We start from the raw sequence: 15,588 nt of genomic DNA, 5'->3' as shown, positions 1-15,588 counted from the left end.
GTACATGGCAGACCGCGCCGCACCCGCCGACCGCCCGCCCGACGGGCCGGGAATCAGGCCGGGACGCCGGTCGTTACATCCCCGGAGCCGCCAAGCAGGCCGACAGCGCCTGCCGATCCGGCCCCACCGCCGGGCAGCGCCCCCGGGAATGACCCCGGACCCCCGGTCGTTACATCCCCGAGCCGCCGGAGCAGGCCAACCCCCTGGCCGCCCGGGCGAGCCGCCGGCCCGACGCACGTACCGGGCCACCTGATCTTTCTTCGCGGCATCCCCCATCGCCGCGTACCCCCGACAGAGAGGCAACTGATCATGGCTACCACTCTGCTGCGCAAGACCGCTCTGACCGTCGCCGGTATCGCCGCCACCGCTGGTGGCATCGCCGGCCCCGCCATCGCCGCCCAGGCCACCCCGGCCGAGCGCGCCGCCCAGGTCGTCACCAACGACCGCAAGCACGGCGAGCGTGAGCTGGGCGTGCGCTACGAGGCGCAGCCGAACTTCTACTTCTGTGGCCCGGCCGCGGCCCGTAACGCGCTGAGCGTGCAGGGCAAGAACATCGACGTGCACGCCATGGCCGAGGAGATGGGCACCACCGAGGACGGCACCAACTCCATCAACGACATCACCCCGGTGCTGAACAAGGAGACCGGCAAGGACGTCTACAAGTCGACCGAGATCCCGGTGGACAAGGCCGGTGAGAAGGTTGAGAAGCTGCGCGCCGACGTGGTGCGCACGGTGGACGACGGCCGGGCCGTGGTGGCGAACATCGCCGGCACTGCGACCGACACCGACGGCAACACCCACTCGTTCGAGGGTGGCCACTACATCAGCGTGGTCGGCTACCGCGACGGCGGCAAGGTCGTGACGATCGCCGACTCGGCGAACCCGGACCAGGCCTCGTACCGGATGGACGTGGACGCCCTGGCGCACTGGATCGCCAGCCGCGGCTACAGCTCCTGACACATCGGCACAGCGAAGGGCCCGACCCCGAACGGGGTCGGGCCCTTCGGCGTCTCTCAGCCGCCGGAGTCGTCCAGCTCCGCGCCGTCCGGCGGGGTGTCGTCGTCGCGGCTGGCCAGCCAGCCGTCGGGCAGGAAGACCTTGCCCGGGGAGTTGGTGCGGCCACGCGGCTGGCCGAGGTTCTCCACCGGGAACGGTACGGCCGGGTCGAGCTTGCCGAGCAGGTCGTCGAGCTGGGCCAGGCTCTCGATCATGGCGAGCGAGCGGCGCAGCTCGCTGCCGATCGGGAAGCCCTTCAGGTACCAGGCGACGTGCTTGCGGAAGTCGGTGCAGCCGTCCCGCTCGCCCCGGGCCGGGTTGCGCGCGCCGGCCACGAACTGCTCCACCAGCAGCTCGGCGTGCCGGCGCATGGTCATCGCGACCTCGCCGAGGCTGGGCAGCCGCCGCGCGGGGCTCCCGTTGAACGCGGCCTCCAGGTCGGCGAACAGCCACGGCCGGCCCAGGCAGCCGCGCCCGATCACCACGCCGTCGACGCCGGTGTGCGCGACCATCCGCAGCGCGTCGTCGGCCTCCCAGATGTCGCCGTTGCCGAGCACCGGCACGTCGAGCGCGGCCTTGAGCGTGGCGATCGCGTCCCAGTCGGCGGTGCCGGAGTAGCGCTGCGCGGCCGTACGCCCGTGCAGGGCGACCGCCGCGACGCCCGCGTCCTGTGCCGCCAGCCCCGCCTCGACGTACGTCAGGTGGTCGTCGTCGATGCCCTTGCGCATCTTGACGGTGACCGGCACCCCGGCGGGTGACGCGGCGTCGACGGCGGCCTTGACCAGCCGGGCGAACAGCCGGCGGCGCCACGGCAGGGCCGAGCCGCCGCCCTTGCGGGTCACCTTGGGCACCGGGCAGCCGAAGTTGAGGTCGATGTGGTCGGCCAGGTCGCGCTCGACCACGATCCGTACGGCGGCGGCGGTGATCTCCGGGTCGGTGCCGTAGAGCTGGAGGCTGCGGGGCTGCTCCTCGGCGCCGAAGGCGATCATGCGCAGCGTCTTCGGGTTCCGCTCGACGAGCGCCCGGGTGGTGATCATCTCGCAGACGTAGATGCCGCCGCCCTGCTCGCGGCAGAGCCGGCGGAAGCCGACGTTGGTGATCCCGGCCATCGGCGCGAGCACCACCGGCGGCCACACCCGGTGCGGGCCGATGGTCAACGCGGGCAGGGTCGGGGCAGTCACCTGACCAGTGTAGGGAGGCGTTCTCGGGTATCGACGCCTACCGGGCGTCCACCCGCTGCGGCGCGGGCTTCGGCGCGGTCCCGGGCTCCCCCGCCGGCATGATCAGCAGCAGCGCGAGGACGCCCAGCCCGCCCGCCACGGCGCCGACGAACTGCACGACGCCGTAGCCGACCCCGGCGGCGAGCAACGTGAGGAAGACCGCCACGGAGATGGCCCCGGCCACGTGGGTGGTCGACTCGAACACCGCCGAGGCCGTTCCCTGGTCGCCAGGCGGCGCGTCACCGACACACACCCGGGTCAGCCCGACGTAGATCGGACCGGCGCTGAGCCCCCAGGCGACCAGGATCGTCGTCACGAGGATCAGCGGGCCGCCCGCACTGACCGCCACCAGCGCGAGCGTGACCGCGCACAGGGCCAGCGCCACCGCGACGACCCGCCGCGCGCCGAACCGGCGGATCAGCGCGCCCGCCGGAGCGGCGCTGACCAGCGCGCCGAGCAGCACCGGGGCCAGCACCAGCCCGGCGCCCGCCGGGGACAGGCCGTGGACCTCCTGGAGGTAGAGACTGCCCACGACCACCACCACCGCGTACGCGGCCGAGTGGGCGGCGAAGGCGAGGCAGCCGGCGACCAGCGGGCGCGACCGGAGCAGGGCCGGCCGGACCAGCGGGTCGGCCACCCGCCGCTCGACGCGCACCAGCAGGAACAGCAGCACTCCGGAGGCGGCGACCGCACCGAGCGCGAGCGGGTCCGGACCCGACTCGGCGATCCGGTTCGCGCCGAAGATCAGCGCGAGCAGCATGCCGGTGGCGAGGACCGCCCCGGCGAGGTCCAGCCGCTGCCGGCCGCCCGGTTCGGGCCGGCTCGCCGGCAGCAGCACCCGGGCCGCCACCATCGCCACCAGTCCGACCGGCACGGTGGCCAGGAAGACCCAGCGCCAACCCAGGTGCGAGGTGATCAGGCCGCCGACGATCGCCCCGGCCAGACCGGCCGTGTTCGCGGCGGCGGCGACCACCGCGAACACCCGGCTGCGCCACGGCTCGTCCGGGAAGAACGTGGCCGCCGACGCCAGTGTCGCCGGGATGGCGAGGGCCGCTCCGGCGCCCTGGAGCACCCGGCCGAGCAGCAGCGGGAGCAGCGCGGTCGCCAGCCCGGCCAGGGCCGAGCCGAGAGTGGCCAGGGCGAGGCTGACGACGATCAGCCGGCGTCGCCCCCACAGGTCGCAGAGCCGGCCCCCGAGCAGCAGCAGGCCGCCGATGCTCAGCGAGTACAGCGTCACGACCCACTGGAGGCGGCCCGGGCCGAGGCGGAACTCGGCACCGATGCGCGGCAGCGCGGTGGCCACCGCAAGGCTGTCGAACAGCACCAGGAACATGGCGCTGGCCAGGACCAGCGCGGTGGGCCATCGATGCGCCACCACCGCGGGCGCCGGGGTGGCGGACGGTCCGGTGGTCGCCTGCCGCATCTCGCCCCCCTCCGCTGCCGGTGAGGGATCTGCTACCCGGCGCTCCCGCCGGCTAACGACAACGGGCTCGCGGGATTCAGACACGTCGACCTGTCGTCCGGTCCGGGAGACGCGAAGAAGGGCGCCGTCGGCGACGGCGCCCTTCTCGGTGAGACGTCAGCAGCCGGGCAGGCGCTCGATCAGGTAGCGCTCGACCTGGTCCAGGGAGACGCGCTCCTGGGCCATGGTGTCCCGGTTCCGGACCGTGACCGCGTTGTCGTCGAGCGTGTCGAAGTCGACAGTGACGCAGAACGGCGTGCCGATCTCGTCCTGCCGGCGGTAGCGGCGGCCGATCGCCTGCGAGTCGTCGAACTCGACCACCCAGCGCTTGCGCAGGTCGGCGGCGAGTTGCTTGGCCTTCGGCGACAGCGCCTCGTTGCGCGACAGCGGCAGCACCGCGACCTTGACCGGGGCCAGCCGCGGGTCGAAGCGCATGACGGTGCGCTTGTCCACGCCGCCCTTGGTGTTCGGCGCCTCGTCCTCGTCGTACGCCTCCAGCAGGAACGCCAGCACCGCGCGAGTGAGGCCGGCGGCCGGCTCGATCACGTACGGGATCCAGCGCTCGCCCTTGCCCTGGTCGAAGTACGACAGGTCGACGCCGGAGTGCTTGCTGTGCGTGGACAGGTCGAAGTCGGTGCGGTTGGCGATGCCCTCCAGCTCGGCGAAGTCGGTGCCGCCGAACTGGAACCGGTACTCGATGTCGACGGTGCGCTTCGAGTAGTGGGAGAGCTTCTCCTTGGGGTGCTCGTAGAAGCGCAGGTTCTCCTCGGACAGGCCCAGGTCGAGGTACCAGTTCCAGCGCTCGGAGAGCCAGTACTCGTGCCACTGCTCGTCGGTGCCCGGCTCGACGAAGAACTCCATCTCCATCTGCTCGAACTCGCGGGTCCGGAAGATGAAGTTGCCCGGGGTGATCTCGTTGCGGAACGACTTGCCGGTCTGCGCGATGCCGAACGGCGGCTTCTTGCGGGCGACCGTCTCCACGTTCTTGTAGTTGACGAAGATGCCCTGGGCGGTCTCCGGGCGCAGGTAGTGCATGCCCTCGTCGCTCTCCACCGGGCCCAGGTAGGTCTTCATCAGGCCGTTGAACATCTTCGGCTCGGTGAAGGTGCCCTTGTTGCCGCAGTTGGGGCAGTTCAGCTCCGTCAGCGAGGTCAGCGGCTTGCCGTGCTTGGCCTCGTACGCCTCTTCCAGGTGGTCGGCCCGGAACCGCTTGTGGCAGGACTGGCACTCGGTCAGCGGGTCGACGAACTCGGCGATGTGGCCGCTGGCCTCCCAGACCTTGCGGGCCAGGATGACCGCCGAGTCGAGGCCGACGACGTCGTCGCGCTGCTGCACCATGGTCCGCCACCACTGCCGGCGGACGTTCTCCTTCAGCTCGACGCCGAGCGGACCGTAGTCCCACGCCGACCGGGTGCCCCCGTAGATCTCGCTGGAGGGAAAGACGAAACCCCGGCGCTTGGCGAGGCTGGTGACGGCGTCGATACGGTCGGCTGGCATGTTTCCTCCTACGCCGGCTGGCGGTCGGCGCGGTTGAGATGGATGGAACCGGGCTGTTCGGGACAACGGTACGACCGTGTCCGTCCCGAGCCCAGCAGAATACCGGGGGCCGGTCAGCTCACCCCGCAGACCTCCACGCCGCCCGTCTGCTGGTCCGCCGCCAGCGTCACGGTCTGCGCCTCCCGCCGGCCGCCGGCCAGCGTGACGTCCACCGGCACGGTGAGCGTGGTGAGGTCGACCTCGCCCACCCGGTAGCCGGAGATCTGCGGCTCGGTGGCCACCCGCCGCTCGAACTCCCGCCGGGGCTCGCGTCGGCGGATGTCGTCGCAGAGCGTGTCGTACGCCTTGGACCACTCCCGCGCCACGAGCGCCTGGTAGTAGTCGTTCGTGACCGCCCGGCCCTGCTCGCCGATCGCCTGGGCGTTGCTCACCGCCAGACCCACCACCGCCGCGCCGCCCCCGCCGCAGCAGATCAGCACGGCGAGCGCGCCCGCGCCGAGGCCGAGCCAGAGCCGGGTCCGCCCGCCCTCGGTGGGCGGGGCGGCGAACGGCGGCGCGGCGCCGGGCCCCTGCGGCGGCGCGGGCACCCCGGGGTCCGCCGGCAGCGCGGGCGGAACGGATGGCGGGGGTGGCGCGGCCGGTCCGGGAGCGGTCATACGCGCCAGGGTAGTGCCCCGGCACTCAGCGGTACGGACGTGCGGCACGATCGCTGGCGACGACGACGATCTCCCCCTCGGGGGCGGCGCCGGCGAGCGTCTCGTACGCCGACGGCTCGTCCACCGATCGGGCGAGCAGCGGCACGGCGGTGACCTTGACGTCGAATCCGCCGAGCGCCCGCCGGTACGCACCGACCGACTCCCACTCGGTGACCAGGAGCCAGTGGTCCGGATCGTCGAGCGCCCGCAGCAGTTCACCGCGCAGGTAGCCGGGGCGGGCGGCGAGCGCGGTCAGCGCGGCGTGCGCCGCACGGGTGAACTCGTCCACCGTTTCGGCTTCCACCACGAACCGGTTGGTGACCAGCACGGCGTTCCTCCTCGTAGAGTTTGTGGCATGCAGCGTACGCAGAGTCCCGTGCTGTCCCGGTTGGCACGGCTCAACCCGACGGCGGTGTTCCTGGCCGCGCTGGCCCTGGTGCTTGTCGGCCTGTTCGCGCCCGGCCCGGCGGGCGGCGTCCTGCTGCTCGTGCTGGCCGGCGGGCTGGTCTGGCTGATGTCGGTCACCTGGCCGGTGCAGGCCCCGGCGACCCGGATGCTCCGGCTGGTGATGTTGACCTTGTTGATCGCGGTGGCGCTGGCGAAGCTCATGGTCGGCTGACCTGACGAAGCCGAGCTGACCTGCGCTGACATGCAATCATGCGTTTTTGACAATAGTTTTCGTTGTCGCGGACAGTTGAGCCCATGACCGTTCGTGCACCGCGCCGCATCCTGACCGCCGCAGCCACCGCCCTGCTCGCCACCGCCGGCCTGACCGCCTGCGCGGACGGCACAGGCGGCGCGAGCGAGCCGGGCAGGGTCGACGTGGTGGCCGCGTTCTACCCGCTCCAGTTCCTGGCCGAGCGGATCGGCGGCGACACGGTCGCGGTCAGCAACCTCACCAAGCCGGGCGCCGAGCCGCACGACCTGGAACTCAACCCGCGGCAGGTCGGCCAGGTCGTCGACGCCGACGTGGTCGTCTACCTCAGCGGCTTCCAGCCGGCGGTGGACGAGGCGGTGGAGCAGAACGGCGGCGACCGCGCGTTCGACGTGGCGGGCGTGACGCCGCTGCTGGACGCCGCCGCCGGTGGCCACGACCACGACCACGAGGGCGAGGCCGGGCACGCCGAGGAGGGCGGCGGCAAGGACCCGCACGTCTGGCTCGACCCGACCCGGCTGGCCACCATCGGCGACAAGCTCGCCGAGCGGCTCGGCAAGGCCGACCCGGACCACGCCGCCGACTACACCGCCCGCGCCGGCGCGCTGCGCTCCGAGCTGACGAAGCTCGACACCGAGTACGCCGACGGCCTGCGCACCTGCCAGCGCCGGGAGATCGTGACCAGTCACACCGCGTTCGGCTACCTGACCGAGCGCTACCGGCTGGAGCAGATCGGCATCAGCGGGCTCACCCCGGAGTCCGAGCCGTCCCCGAAGCGCCTCGCCGAGGTCGCCGAGGAGGCCCGGGAGCACCAGGCCGGCACGATCTTCTTCGAGACGCTGGTCAGCCCGAAGGTCGCCGAGACCATCGCGCGTGAGGTCGGGGCGAAGACGGCGGTCCTGGACCCGCTGGAGGGCCCGCCCGCCGACGGCGACTACCTCTCCGCGATGCGCACCAACCTGCAGACCCTGCGAACCGCTCTGGACTGTTCATGACCCCACCCGTGATCGAGATCGCGCACGCCACGGTCGGCTACGACGGCCGCCCGGTGCTGCGTGACGTCTCGTTGACAGTGACCGCCTCAGAGGTGGTCGCCGTGCTCGGCGCCAACGGCTCCGGCAAGTCGACGCTCGTGCGCGCCGCGCTCGGCCTGGTGCCGGTCGGCGCCGGGTCGGTCGCCCTGTTCGGCACGCCGCAGCGCCGCTTCCGGCAGTGGCACCGCATCGGGTACGTGCCGCAGCGGCTCGGCGCGGGCAGCGGAGTGCCCGCGACCGTGCGCGAGGTGGTGGCGTCCGGGCGGCTGGCCCGCCGGGGCGTGCTGCGGCCCGCGGGGCGGGCGGACCGGGAGGCGGTGGCGGCGGCGCTGGAGGCGGTCGGGCTCGCCGACCGGGCCGGTGACCCGGTGTCCACGCTCTCCGGCGGCCAGCAGCAGCGCACCCTGATCGCCCGCGCGCTCGCCGGCGGGCCGGAGCTGCTGGTGCTCGACGAGCCGACCGCCGGGGTGGACGCGGCGAGCCAGGAGGCGTTCGCCGGGGCGCTGCGCACGTTCCGCGACGGCGGGGGCACCGTGCTGCTCGTCGCGCACGAGCTGGGCCCGCTGCGCCCGCTGATCAGCCGGGCAGTGGTGGTGCACCAGGGCGGGATCGCCCACGACGGCGCGGTGCCCGAACCGGCCGGCCACCACGCCGACCCGGACCACGAGCACGTGCACCCGCACTGCGACGAGGAGCCCGCCCGGCTCTGGACAGGCATCTGAGATGGATCTCTTCCAGTACGACTTCATGCTCCGCGCCCTGGTCGGCGCGCTGATCATCGGGCTGGCCGCCCCGGCGCTCGGCATCTACCTGGTGCAGCGCCGGCTGGCGCTGATCGGCGACGGGCTCGGGCACGTGGCGCTCACCGGCGTCGGCGCGGGACTGCTGCTCAACCGCTCCCCCGTGCTGGTGGCGGTGATCGCCGCGACGCTCGGCGCGGTGGTGATCGAGCTGGTCCGCGCGTACGGGCGCACCTCCGGTGACCTGGCGCTGGCGTTGCTGTTCTACGGCGGCATCGCCGGTGGCGTGATGCTGGTCGGGCTCTCCGACGCCAGCAGCGGGTCGCTCAACGCGTACCTGTTCGGGTCGCTGACCACCACCTCCCGGACCGACCTGATCACCATCGGCGTGCTCGGCGTGGTGCTGCTGGTGACCATGCTGGTGCTGCGCCCGGCGCTGTTCGCGGTGTGCCACGACGAGGAGTACGCCCGGGTGTCCGGCCTGCCGGTACGGGCGCTGAACCTGCTCATCGCGGTCGGCACCGCGGTCACCGTGACCATCGCCATGCGGGCGGTCGGGGTGCTGCTGATCAGCGCGCTGATGGTGGTGCCGGTCGCCACCGCGCAGCAGGTGACCCGGGGCTTCCGGTCGACCATGACGGCGGCCATGGCGCTGGGACTGTTCGCCGCCGGAGCCGGGGTGTGGGTGGCGGCCACCGCCGACACCGCGCCCGGCGCGTCGGTGGTGCTCGTGGCGATCGGCTCGTTCCTGCTGGTCGCGCTGGCGGCAGCCGGTGTGCGGGCGCTGCGGCGGCGGGTACGGGCCGACCGGGTCGCACCGCCGTCCGAGCCGGCCGAGCACGAGGTGCTGCTGCGGTGAGGCCCTACCCGCCGCCGCAGCTGGGATTGGTTACCGTTACAGGGTGACCGGCACGAACGGGTACGACGCCTTCGAGGGTGCGGGTGACCTGCTGCGCGCGCTCTCGGCCCCGATCCGGCTCGCGATCGTGAGCGAGCTGGCCGAGGGCGAACGCTGCGTGCACGAGCTGGTCGAGAAGCTCGGCGCGCCTCAGCCGCTGGTCTCCCAGCACCTGCGGGTGCTGCGGGGCGCCGGCGTGGTGCGCGGGTCGCGGCGCGGCCGGGAGATCGCGTACGCCCTGGTCGACGACCACGTCGCGCACATCGTGGCGGACGCCGTCAGTCACGCCGGCGAAGGGTCGCACTGAGCGGGAAATCGGCCAGGTGCCGACGCGCCCGCGCCGTGGGACGCTGTCCGGCGTGAAGATCTACGCCGACCGTTTTCCCACCGCCGTCCGCCAGTTCCTCACCGACCTGCTCGTGGTCGTCTGGGTGTACGCCGCGATCCGCTTCGCGCTGTGGCTGCACGACCTGGTCGAGAAGCTCGCCGTACCCGGGCAGAAGCTGGAGGGGGCCGGTGGTGGACTCGCCGACAACCTGGCCGACGCCGGCGGCAAGGTCGGCCGGGTGCCGATCGTCGGCGACGAGCTGACCGCGCCGTTCACCCGCGCCGCCGAGGCCGCCCGCTCGGTCGCCGAGGCGGGCCGCGACCAGCAGGAGCTGGTCGGGCAGCTCGCGCTCGCGCTGACCGTCGCGGTGCTGGTGTTCCCGCTCGGCCTGGTGTTGTTCGGCTGGCTGCCGCTGCGCCTGCGCTGGATGCGCCGGGCGGGCGCGGCGAAGGCCCTGGCCGGCGCACCGGCCGGGCGGGACCTGCTGGCGCTGCGCGCGCTGGCCGGTCAGCCGCTGTCGAAGCTGACCCGGATCGCGCCCGACGTCGCCGAGGCGTGGCGGCGCGGCGACGACGCGACAGTCGACGCGCTCGCCGCGCTGGAGCTGCGCGAACTGGGGCTGCGCGGCGGCCGGTAAGGTGTGCCGGTGCTGTACTTCCTGATCGTCGTCGCCGTGCTGCTGCTGGCGTACGCGGGCGTGCTGGTGAGTTTCGTCCGCAAGGGCCGCAAGATTCCGCCGTCGGCGTACCTGGTGCTGGCCGGGCTCAACGGCCTGATCCTGGCCGGCATCCTGGCCTGGGCGATCGCGCGCTGACCGCCGCGGCGGCCGTCCGGACGGGACGGCCGCCGGGGCGCTCCGGTCAGCCGGCGGGCGGGATGCGACGGCGGACGTCCTGCTCGGTGGACGGCCCCGGTTCCCAGCGGGCCACCCACGGCAGGTCGGCGGGCGGGGTGACGACGCCGTCCTCCACCGAGGCGTACCGGCCGGCGACGATCCGCTTGGCGGCGGCCACGTCGACCGAGTCGGTGTTCGACCACAGGCCGGTGAACAGCTCGTCGACACGCAGCCGCGCCTGCCGGCAGAACAGGTCGGCCAGCTCGACGTTCTCCGGGTGCGCGTCCCGCTCGGCGTAGGCCCGGACGCAGACCGCGCTCATCGCGAACAGCTCGGCGCCGATGTCCACCACCCGGCCGAGGAACGCCTGCTTGCGTTCCATCTTCCCCTGCCACCGGGACATCGCGTAGAACGTCGACCGGGCCAGCTTGCGGGAGGTCCGCTCGACGTGGCGCAGGTGCCCGGCCAGCGGTCCGAACTCCTGGTACGCCCCGGGCGTCTGCCCCTTGCCGACGGCGAGCGTGGGCAGCCATTTCGCGTAGAAGGCGCCGGCCCGCGCGCCCGCCCTGGCCTTGCGGCCCAGCCCGGCGTCGGGGTCGATGATGTCGCCCGCCACGGACAGGTGCGCGTCGACCGCCTCGCGGGCGATCAGCAGGTGCATGATCTCGGTGGAGCCCTCGAAGATCCGGTTGATCCGCAGGTCGCGCAGGAGCTGCTCGACGGCGGCCGGCCGTTCCCCCCGGGCGGCCAGCGAGTCGGCCGTCTCGTAGCCACGGCCACCGCGGATCTGGATCAGCTCGTCGGCGATCCGCCAGGCCATCTCGCTGGCGTACAGCTTGACCAGTGCCGCCTCGATCCGGATGTCGTTGCGGTCGTCGTCGGCGAGCATGCAGGACAGGTCGAGCATCGACTCCATGCCGTACGTGGTGGCCGCGATGAAGGACAGCTTCTTCGCCACCGCCTCGTGCTCGCCCACCGGGCGGCCCCACTGGACCCGGTCCGCCGCCCATTCCCGGGCCACGTTCAGCGCCCACTTGCCGGCGCCGACGCACATGGCCGGCAGCGAGAGCCGGCCGGTGTTCAACGTGGTCAGCGCGATCTTCAGGCCCTTGCCCTCGCCGCCGATCACGTTCTCCTTCGGCACGAACACGTCGTGGAACCGGGTGAGGCTGTTCTCCAGGCCGCGCAGCCCGACGAAGGAATTGCGCCGCTCGACGGTGATGCCGTCGCTGTCGCCCTCCACCACGAACGCGGTGATGCCGCCGCGCCGCCCCGCACCGGCCGGCACCCGGGCCATCACCACCAGCAGCGTGGCGAGCGTGCCGTTGGTGGCCCAGAGCTTTACCCCGTTGAGCCGGTAGCCGGTGCCGTCCGCCGTCGGCTCGGCGGTGGTGGCGAGCCGGGCCGGGTCGGAGCCGACGTCCGGCTCGGTGAGCAGGAACGCGGAGACCTCACCGGCGGCGAGCCGGGGCAGGAACCGTTCCTTCTGCTCGGGCGTGCCGAACATCTTCAGCGGCTGCGGCACGCCGATCGACTGGTGCGCGGAGAGCAGCGCGCTGACCGCCGGGTTCACCGAGCCGACGAGCATCAGCGCCCGGCAGTAGTGCAGGTTGCTCAGCCCGAGCCCGCCGTACCTCCGGTCGATCTTCATGCCGAACGTGCCGAGCCCGGCCAGGCCGTGGAACACCTCGTCGGGGATGCGCGCGTCCCGCTCGATCGCCTCGCCGTCCACGTCGGACGCCAGGTACGCGCGCAGCGCGCCGAGGAACTCGTCCGCGCGGGCCACTTCGGCCGGGTCGGGGCGGGGCCACGGGTCGATCAGGTCGAGCCGGAACCGGCCGAGGAACAACTCCTTGCCGAAGCTGGGCCGGTCCCAGGCCGACTCGCGGGCCGCCTCGGCGACCTGGCGGGCCTCCTTCTCGGAGACCTGGCCCGCCTCGGTGGGCAGCGGTCCCGCGCCGTCGGGTGACTCGGGCCGGCTGTTCTGTGTCGTGGTCACGGCTGCCTCCTCGCGGTCCGGCTGCGTCGACGCGTGCGACGAAAACGACGCTACCCCCGGGTGTTACCCAGGGGTAGCGCCGCGTGCACGCCCGATTTGGCGAACCGTCAGTCGGTGAGCGACTGAGGGTTGTCGTCCTCGTCGTCGATGTCGTCGTCACCCCAGTTGCGCCGGCTGAACGGCAGGATCGCCCAGAAGATCAGGAACCACAGGCCGGTGAGCGCGCTGAGCAGGAACGCGATCGGCCGGTCCAGCACGAAGTCGGTGACCAGCAGGACCGAGCTGACCATCGCGATCAGCATGAAGAACAGGCCGCCGGTGGCCATCCGGTGGGCGAACCGGACCAGCTCCGGCTTGCGGCCCTGCCGGAACAACGCCCGGTGGAACGCGACCGGAGAGATGATCATCGCGGCGGACGCGGCGGCGGTCAGCAGCGCCAGGATGTAGACGTCGCGCTGGAACTCGGTGGTCCGGCCGAACCCGTTGCTGAACGGCAGCGTCAGCAGGAAGGCGAAGAGGATCTGCACGCCGGTCTGCGCGACCCGCAGCTCCTGCAACAGATCGGCGAAGTTGCGCTGCCAGCGCTGCTTCTCGGATTCCTTGGACACTCGCGGACCTCCCCGGGAGACGGCACGGCCGGCGGGTGAACGCCCACCGGCAGGACCGCCTGTGCCCCGTACGGCTGATCACGAAACCGGTTCAGGATCCCCGGCGGATGCGGCCCGCGTACCGTGCCTCCAGCTCGGCGTTGTGCTCGTCGCCGCCGGTGATGTTCGCGGACAGGTAGACCGGCGGGCGCTGCCCCGCCGCGACCAGCCGGGCCACCACCTCGGCGACGATCTGCTGGGCGAGCAGCGCCGCCGTGATCGAGGAGACCGCGCCGACCGCGCCGCCGCCGGGCAGCGGCAGCGTGGCGTCGCCGTACGGGGCGCCGTTGTCCAGCACCACGTCGGCGAAGTCGGCGAGCTTGCGGCCGGACGGGTGCCGCGACGTCATCCGGGCCGAGTGCTGCGCCGAGGTGATCGCCACCAGGCCGTGCCCGCGTTCCTTCACGACGGACGCGAACTCGACCATCGCCCCGTTCACGCCCGAGTTCGAGGCCAGCACGAACACGTCCTGCGGCCGGATCGGCGCCAGCTCGTAGAGGCGGTGCGCCACCGCCGGGTCGCGTTCCAGCTTCGGGCCGAGCACGTCGGCCGGGTCGCCGCCGACCAGCACCAGGTCACGCAGCGCGATCCGGTTGGTGGGCACCAGCCCGCCGGCCCGCCCGGCGATCTCCATGGCCAGCGCCTCGGAGTGCCCGGTGCCGAACGCGTGCACCACGCCGTCGGCCCGCAGCGCCGCCGCGATCAGGTCGGCCGCGTCGGCCACGTTCTGTCGCTGCTCGGCCGCGACCCGGCCGATCGTCTCGGTCACCACCGCCAGGTACGCGTCGGCGCTCACCGTCATACTTCCTCCGTTCCTGCGCACCGGGCGAGGATCGCCTCGGCCAGCGGGCCGGGCGCCTCGTCCGGGATCCAGTGACTGACCCCGGGCAGCACCACGAACCGGTAGTCACCCGTGACGTGCGCGGCGCACGCCTGCGCGGCCGTCCGGCCGATCGCCACGTCCTTGTCGCTCCAGACGAACGTGGTGGGCACCCCGACCGGGGCGACCGCCTTCATGTCCGTCCCGGTCATCGCGCGGTACCAGTTCAGCGCCGCCGTCAACGCCCCCGGCTCGCGCATAGGCTCGGCGTACCGGGCCACCTCGCTGGCGCCGCCCACCCCGCTCAGCAGCTTGCGCAGCGTGGCGCCGTTCCACGCCAGCAGCACCTTCTCCGCCGTACCGGGCTTGCGGAACAACGCGATGTAGGCGGACTTGACCTTCTGCCGTGGGTCGGTGGCGAGCGCGTGGCCCATGGCGGCCGGGTGCGGCACCGACACCGCGGTCAACGTCCGGACCCGCTCCGGGTGCGCCGCCGCCAGGCCCCACGCCACGATCGCGCCCCAGTCGTGGCCCACCACGTGCGCGCGGGTCACCCCGAGCGCGTCCAGCACCGCCGCCGCGTCGGCCACCAGCTCCGGAATCCGGTACGCCCCGACGTCCGCCGGACGCGCGCCGGGCGAGTAGCCGCGCTGGTCGAGCGCGTACGTGCGCAGCCCGGCCGCGTGCAGGGCGGGCGTCACCGCGTCCCACTCGCCGGAGTGCTGCGGGAAGCCGTGCAGCAGCAGGACGGGATCACCGCCCTCGGGGCCGCCGGCGCGTACCTCGAACGTCAGTCCCCGCGCATCCACCAGCATGATCGCCACCATACCGACACTCGCCCTGCTGGGCCGGGGGCCGTCGTCGGTGCTAGCGTCTGCGACGAGACAACTTCACATCCGACAGGGGAGCGCACAGCGCTGAGAGTGCGGGCCGGTGCCCGCAGACCCTCGAACCTGATCTGGGTAATGCCAGCGCAGGGAGTTCGGTCGACCTCCAGCCGCGTCGCCGTCCGGTGACCACCGGGCGCGGCGTGCGTCTTCTCCTGGTTCACCTCGACGAACTGGGAGCCAACCATGAACCGTACCGACAGCAACCGCTGGCGTACCGTCGACATCGTCGTCGCCTCGGTCATCGCCGTAGCCTTCGGCGTCATCTTCTGGGCCTGGGGGCTGCTCTGGGGCGCCACGGATGCCGCCTTCGCGTTCTTCCCGCCCGCGCAGACACTCATCTACGGCGTCTGGCTGGTGCCGGCCGTGCTCGGCGGGCTGATCATCCGCAAGCCCGGCGCCTCGCTCTACTGCGAGCTACTGGCGGCGATCATCTCGGCGCTGCTGGGCAGCCAGTGGGGCGGCATCGTCATCGTCCAGGGCCTCATGCAGGGTCTCGGCGCCGAGCTGGCCTTCGCGGCGTTCCGCTACCGCGCGTACCGGCTGCCGATCGGCCTGCTGGCCGGCGCGCTGACCGGCCTGACCGCCGCGATCTTCGACTTCGTCTACTGGAACAAGGCATACGACCTGGTCGACTACCGACTGCCCTACGCCCTGCTGACCATCGTGAGCGCCACGGTGATCGCCGGCGCCGGGGGGTGGTTCCTCACCCGCGCGCTGGCGAACACCGGCGTACTGGACCGTTTCCCCGCCGGCCGCGACCGAGCCTTGATCTGAGGCCTCACCCCCCGCCCGGTGATCAAGGAGTTTGCGTCCGCCGGGCACGGTTCTCCGGACGCGAACTCCTTGATCACGCAGGCTGGGCCGGGAAAGGG

18 protein-coding genes and 1 riboswitch are annotated in these 15,588 nt (G+C 72.8%); of the genes, 9 read left to right on the top strand and 9 right to left on the bottom strand.

Going from position 1 to position 15,588, the window contains the following annotated elements; all coding sequences use genetic code 11:
- The first annotated feature begins 309 nt into the window (after nt 1–309).
- Nucleotides 310–957 (top strand): C39 family peptidase, encoded by a 648-nt coding sequence (locus tag EAD96_RS19695; protein ID WP_091421647.1) that lies wholly within the window; start codon nt 310–312, stop codon nt 955–957.
- Between the two features lie 56 nt (nt 958–1,013).
- Here the strand turns inward: EAD96_RS19695 and dusB are convergent, their stop codons facing one another.
- The 5 genes from dusB to EAD96_RS19670 all read right to left on the bottom strand — a co-directional run bounded on the left by dusB (nt 1,014) and on the right by EAD96_RS19670 (nt 6,198).
- Entirely contained in the window at nt 1,014–2,177 is a 1,164-nt protein-coding gene (gene dusB, locus EAD96_RS19690; RefSeq protein WP_121685356.1) for a tRNA dihydrouridine synthase DusB, read from the bottom strand.
- 37 nt (nt 2,178–2,214) lie between these two features.
- Complete coding sequence (locus EAD96_RS19685) at nt 2,215–3,639, bottom strand: MFS transporter (RefSeq protein WP_121685355.1); 1,425 nt, start codon at nt 3,637–3,639, stop codon at nt 2,215–2,217.
- Nucleotides 3,640–3,795: 156 nt separating this feature from the next.
- Nucleotides 3,796–5,175 (bottom strand): glycine--tRNA ligase, encoded by a 1,380-nt coding sequence (locus tag EAD96_RS19680; protein WP_120568531.1) that lies wholly within the window; start codon nt 5,173–5,175, stop codon nt 3,796–3,798.
- 113 nt (nt 5,176–5,288) lie between these two features.
- Nucleotides 5,289–5,762, bottom strand: coding sequence for a hypothetical protein (locus tag EAD96_RS19675; RefSeq protein ID WP_121685354.1), 474 nt, complete (start codon nt 5,760–5,762; stop codon nt 5,289–5,291).
- 94 nt (nt 5,763–5,856) lie between these two features.
- Nucleotides 5,857–6,198, bottom strand: coding sequence for an antibiotic biosynthesis monooxygenase (locus tag EAD96_RS19670; protein ID WP_120568529.1), 342 nt, complete (start codon nt 6,196–6,198; stop codon nt 5,857–5,859).
- 27 nt (nt 6,199–6,225) lie between these two features.
- Here EAD96_RS19670 and EAD96_RS19665 point away from each other — a divergent pair, with 27 nt between their 5' ends.
- From EAD96_RS19665 to EAD96_RS31230, 7 genes are all read left to right on the top strand, one after another.
- Nucleotides 6,226–6,489: a DUF6703 family protein gene (locus EAD96_RS19665; RefSeq protein ID WP_120568528.1), complete on the top strand. Its 264-nt coding sequence runs from the start codon at nt 6,226–6,228 to the stop codon at nt 6,487–6,489.
- Nucleotides 6,490–6,572: 83 nt separating this feature from the next.
- Nucleotides 6,573–7,520: a metal ABC transporter substrate-binding protein gene (locus EAD96_RS19660; protein ID WP_121685353.1), complete on the top strand. Its 948-nt coding sequence runs from the start codon at nt 6,573–6,575 to the stop codon at nt 7,518–7,520.
- Entirely contained in the window at nt 7,517–8,281 is a 765-nt protein-coding gene (locus EAD96_RS19655; RefSeq protein ID WP_121685352.1) for a metal ABC transporter ATP-binding protein, read from the top strand. The genes EAD96_RS19660 and EAD96_RS19655 overlap by 4 nt, the downstream gene beginning before the upstream one ends.
- 1 nt (nt 8,282) lies before the next feature.
- Nucleotides 8,283–9,158: a metal ABC transporter permease gene (locus EAD96_RS19650; RefSeq protein WP_121685351.1), complete on the top strand. Its 876-nt coding sequence runs from the start codon at nt 8,283–8,285 to the stop codon at nt 9,156–9,158.
- A gap of 43 nt (nt 9,159–9,201) precedes the next feature.
- Complete coding sequence (locus EAD96_RS19645; protein WP_013287947.1) at nt 9,202–9,504, top strand: metalloregulator ArsR/SmtB family transcription factor; 303 nt, start codon at nt 9,202–9,204, stop codon at nt 9,502–9,504.
- A 52-nt stretch (nt 9,505–9,556) separates the two neighbouring features.
- On the top strand, nt 9,557–10,162 hold the full coding sequence (locus EAD96_RS19640; RefSeq protein WP_120568524.1) for a hypothetical protein: 606 nt from the start codon (nt 9,557–9,559) through the stop codon (nt 10,160–10,162).
- A gap of 9 nt (nt 10,163–10,171) precedes the next feature.
- Nucleotides 10,172–10,339: a hypothetical protein gene (locus EAD96_RS31230; RefSeq protein ID WP_162959003.1), complete on the top strand. Its 168-nt coding sequence runs from the start codon at nt 10,172–10,174 to the stop codon at nt 10,337–10,339.
- Nucleotides 10,340–10,385: 46 nt separating this feature from the next.
- On the opposite strand, the gene EAD96_RS19635 is transcribed toward EAD96_RS31230, so the two are convergent.
- The 4 genes from EAD96_RS19635 to EAD96_RS19620 all read right to left on the bottom strand — a co-directional run bounded on the left by EAD96_RS19635 (nt 10,386) and on the right by EAD96_RS19620 (nt 14,641).
- Nucleotides 10,386–12,359: an acyl-CoA dehydrogenase family protein gene (locus tag EAD96_RS19635; RefSeq protein ID WP_121685350.1), complete on the bottom strand. Its 1,974-nt coding sequence runs from the start codon at nt 12,357–12,359 to the stop codon at nt 10,386–10,388.
- Nucleotides 12,360–12,466: 107 nt separating this feature from the next.
- Nucleotides 12,467–12,967 carry a DUF6328 family protein gene (locus EAD96_RS19630; RefSeq protein WP_121685349.1) on the bottom strand — a complete coding sequence of 167 codons (501 nt, stop codon included), beginning with the start codon at nt 12,965–12,967 and terminating at the stop codon, nt 12,467–12,469.
- A 91-nt stretch (nt 12,968–13,058) separates the two neighbouring features.
- Entirely contained in the window at nt 13,059–13,808 is a 750-nt protein-coding gene (locus tag EAD96_RS19625; protein WP_121685348.1) for a sugar isomerase domain-containing protein, read from the bottom strand.
- On the bottom strand, nt 13,805–14,641 hold the full coding sequence (locus tag EAD96_RS19620; RefSeq protein ID WP_199733237.1) for an alpha/beta fold hydrolase: 837 nt from the start codon (nt 14,639–14,641) through the stop codon (nt 13,805–13,807). Before EAD96_RS19620 ends, EAD96_RS19625 begins: the two co-directional genes overlap by 4 nt.
- A 76-nt stretch (nt 14,642–14,717) precedes the next feature.
- A riboswitch (TPP riboswitch) is annotated at nt 14,718–14,824 on the top strand.
- A 75-nt stretch (nt 14,825–14,899) separates the two neighbouring features.
- Here EAD96_RS19620 and EAD96_RS19615 point away from each other — a divergent pair.
- Complete coding sequence (locus EAD96_RS19615; protein ID WP_120568520.1) at nt 14,900–15,490, top strand: ECF transporter S component; 591 nt, start codon at nt 14,900–14,902, stop codon at nt 15,488–15,490.
- Nucleotides 15,491–15,588: the final 98 nt, after the last annotated feature.

Source organism: Micromonospora sp. BL1 (assembly GCF_003667485.1).
In the GTDB taxonomy this organism is placed as follows: domain Bacteria; phylum Actinomycetota; class Actinomycetes; order Mycobacteriales; family Micromonosporaceae; genus Micromonospora; species Micromonospora tulbaghiae.
The sequence above is the reverse complement of the archived record's forward strand: the minus strand, read 5'-3'. Positions and strand labels throughout refer to the sequence as shown.

What these genes read in the sequence shown, in the direction of transcription:
- EAD96_RS19655 (WP_121685352.1), top strand. Translation starts at nt 7,517, where the DNA reads ATGACCCCACCCGTGATCGAGATCGCGCACGCCACGGTCGGCTACGAC.
- EAD96_RS19615 (WP_120568520.1), top strand. Translation starts at nt 14,900, where the DNA reads ATGAACCGTACCGACAGCAACCGCTGGCGTACCGTCGACATCGTCGTC.
- EAD96_RS19685 (WP_121685355.1), bottom strand. Translation starts at nt 3,639, where the DNA reads ATGCGGCAGGCGACCACCGGACCGTCCGCCACCCCGGCGCCCGCGGTG.
- EAD96_RS19625 (WP_121685348.1), bottom strand. Translation starts at nt 13,808, where the DNA reads ATGACGGTGAGCGCCGACGCGTACCTGGCGGTGGTGACCGAGACGATC.
- EAD96_RS19695 (WP_091421647.1), top strand. Translation starts at nt 310, where the DNA reads ATGGCTACCACTCTGCTGCGCAAGACCGCTCTGACCGTCGCCGGTATC.
- EAD96_RS19680 (WP_120568531.1), bottom strand. Translation starts at nt 5,175, where the DNA reads ATGCCAGCCGACCGTATCGACGCCGTCACCAGCCTCGCCAAGCGCCGG.
- EAD96_RS19620 (WP_199733237.1), bottom strand. Translation starts at nt 14,641, where the DNA reads ATGCTGGTGGATGCGCGGGGACTGACGTTCGAGGTACGCGCCGGCGGC.
- EAD96_RS19650 (WP_121685351.1), top strand. Translation starts at nt 8,283, where the DNA reads ATGGATCTCTTCCAGTACGACTTCATGCTCCGCGCCCTGGTCGGCGCG.
- EAD96_RS19665 (WP_120568528.1), top strand. Translation starts at nt 6,226, where the DNA reads ATGCAGCGTACGCAGAGTCCCGTGCTGTCCCGGTTGGCACGGCTCAAC.
- EAD96_RS19660 (WP_121685353.1), top strand. Translation starts at nt 6,573, where the DNA reads ATGACCGTTCGTGCACCGCGCCGCATCCTGACCGCCGCAGCCACCGCC.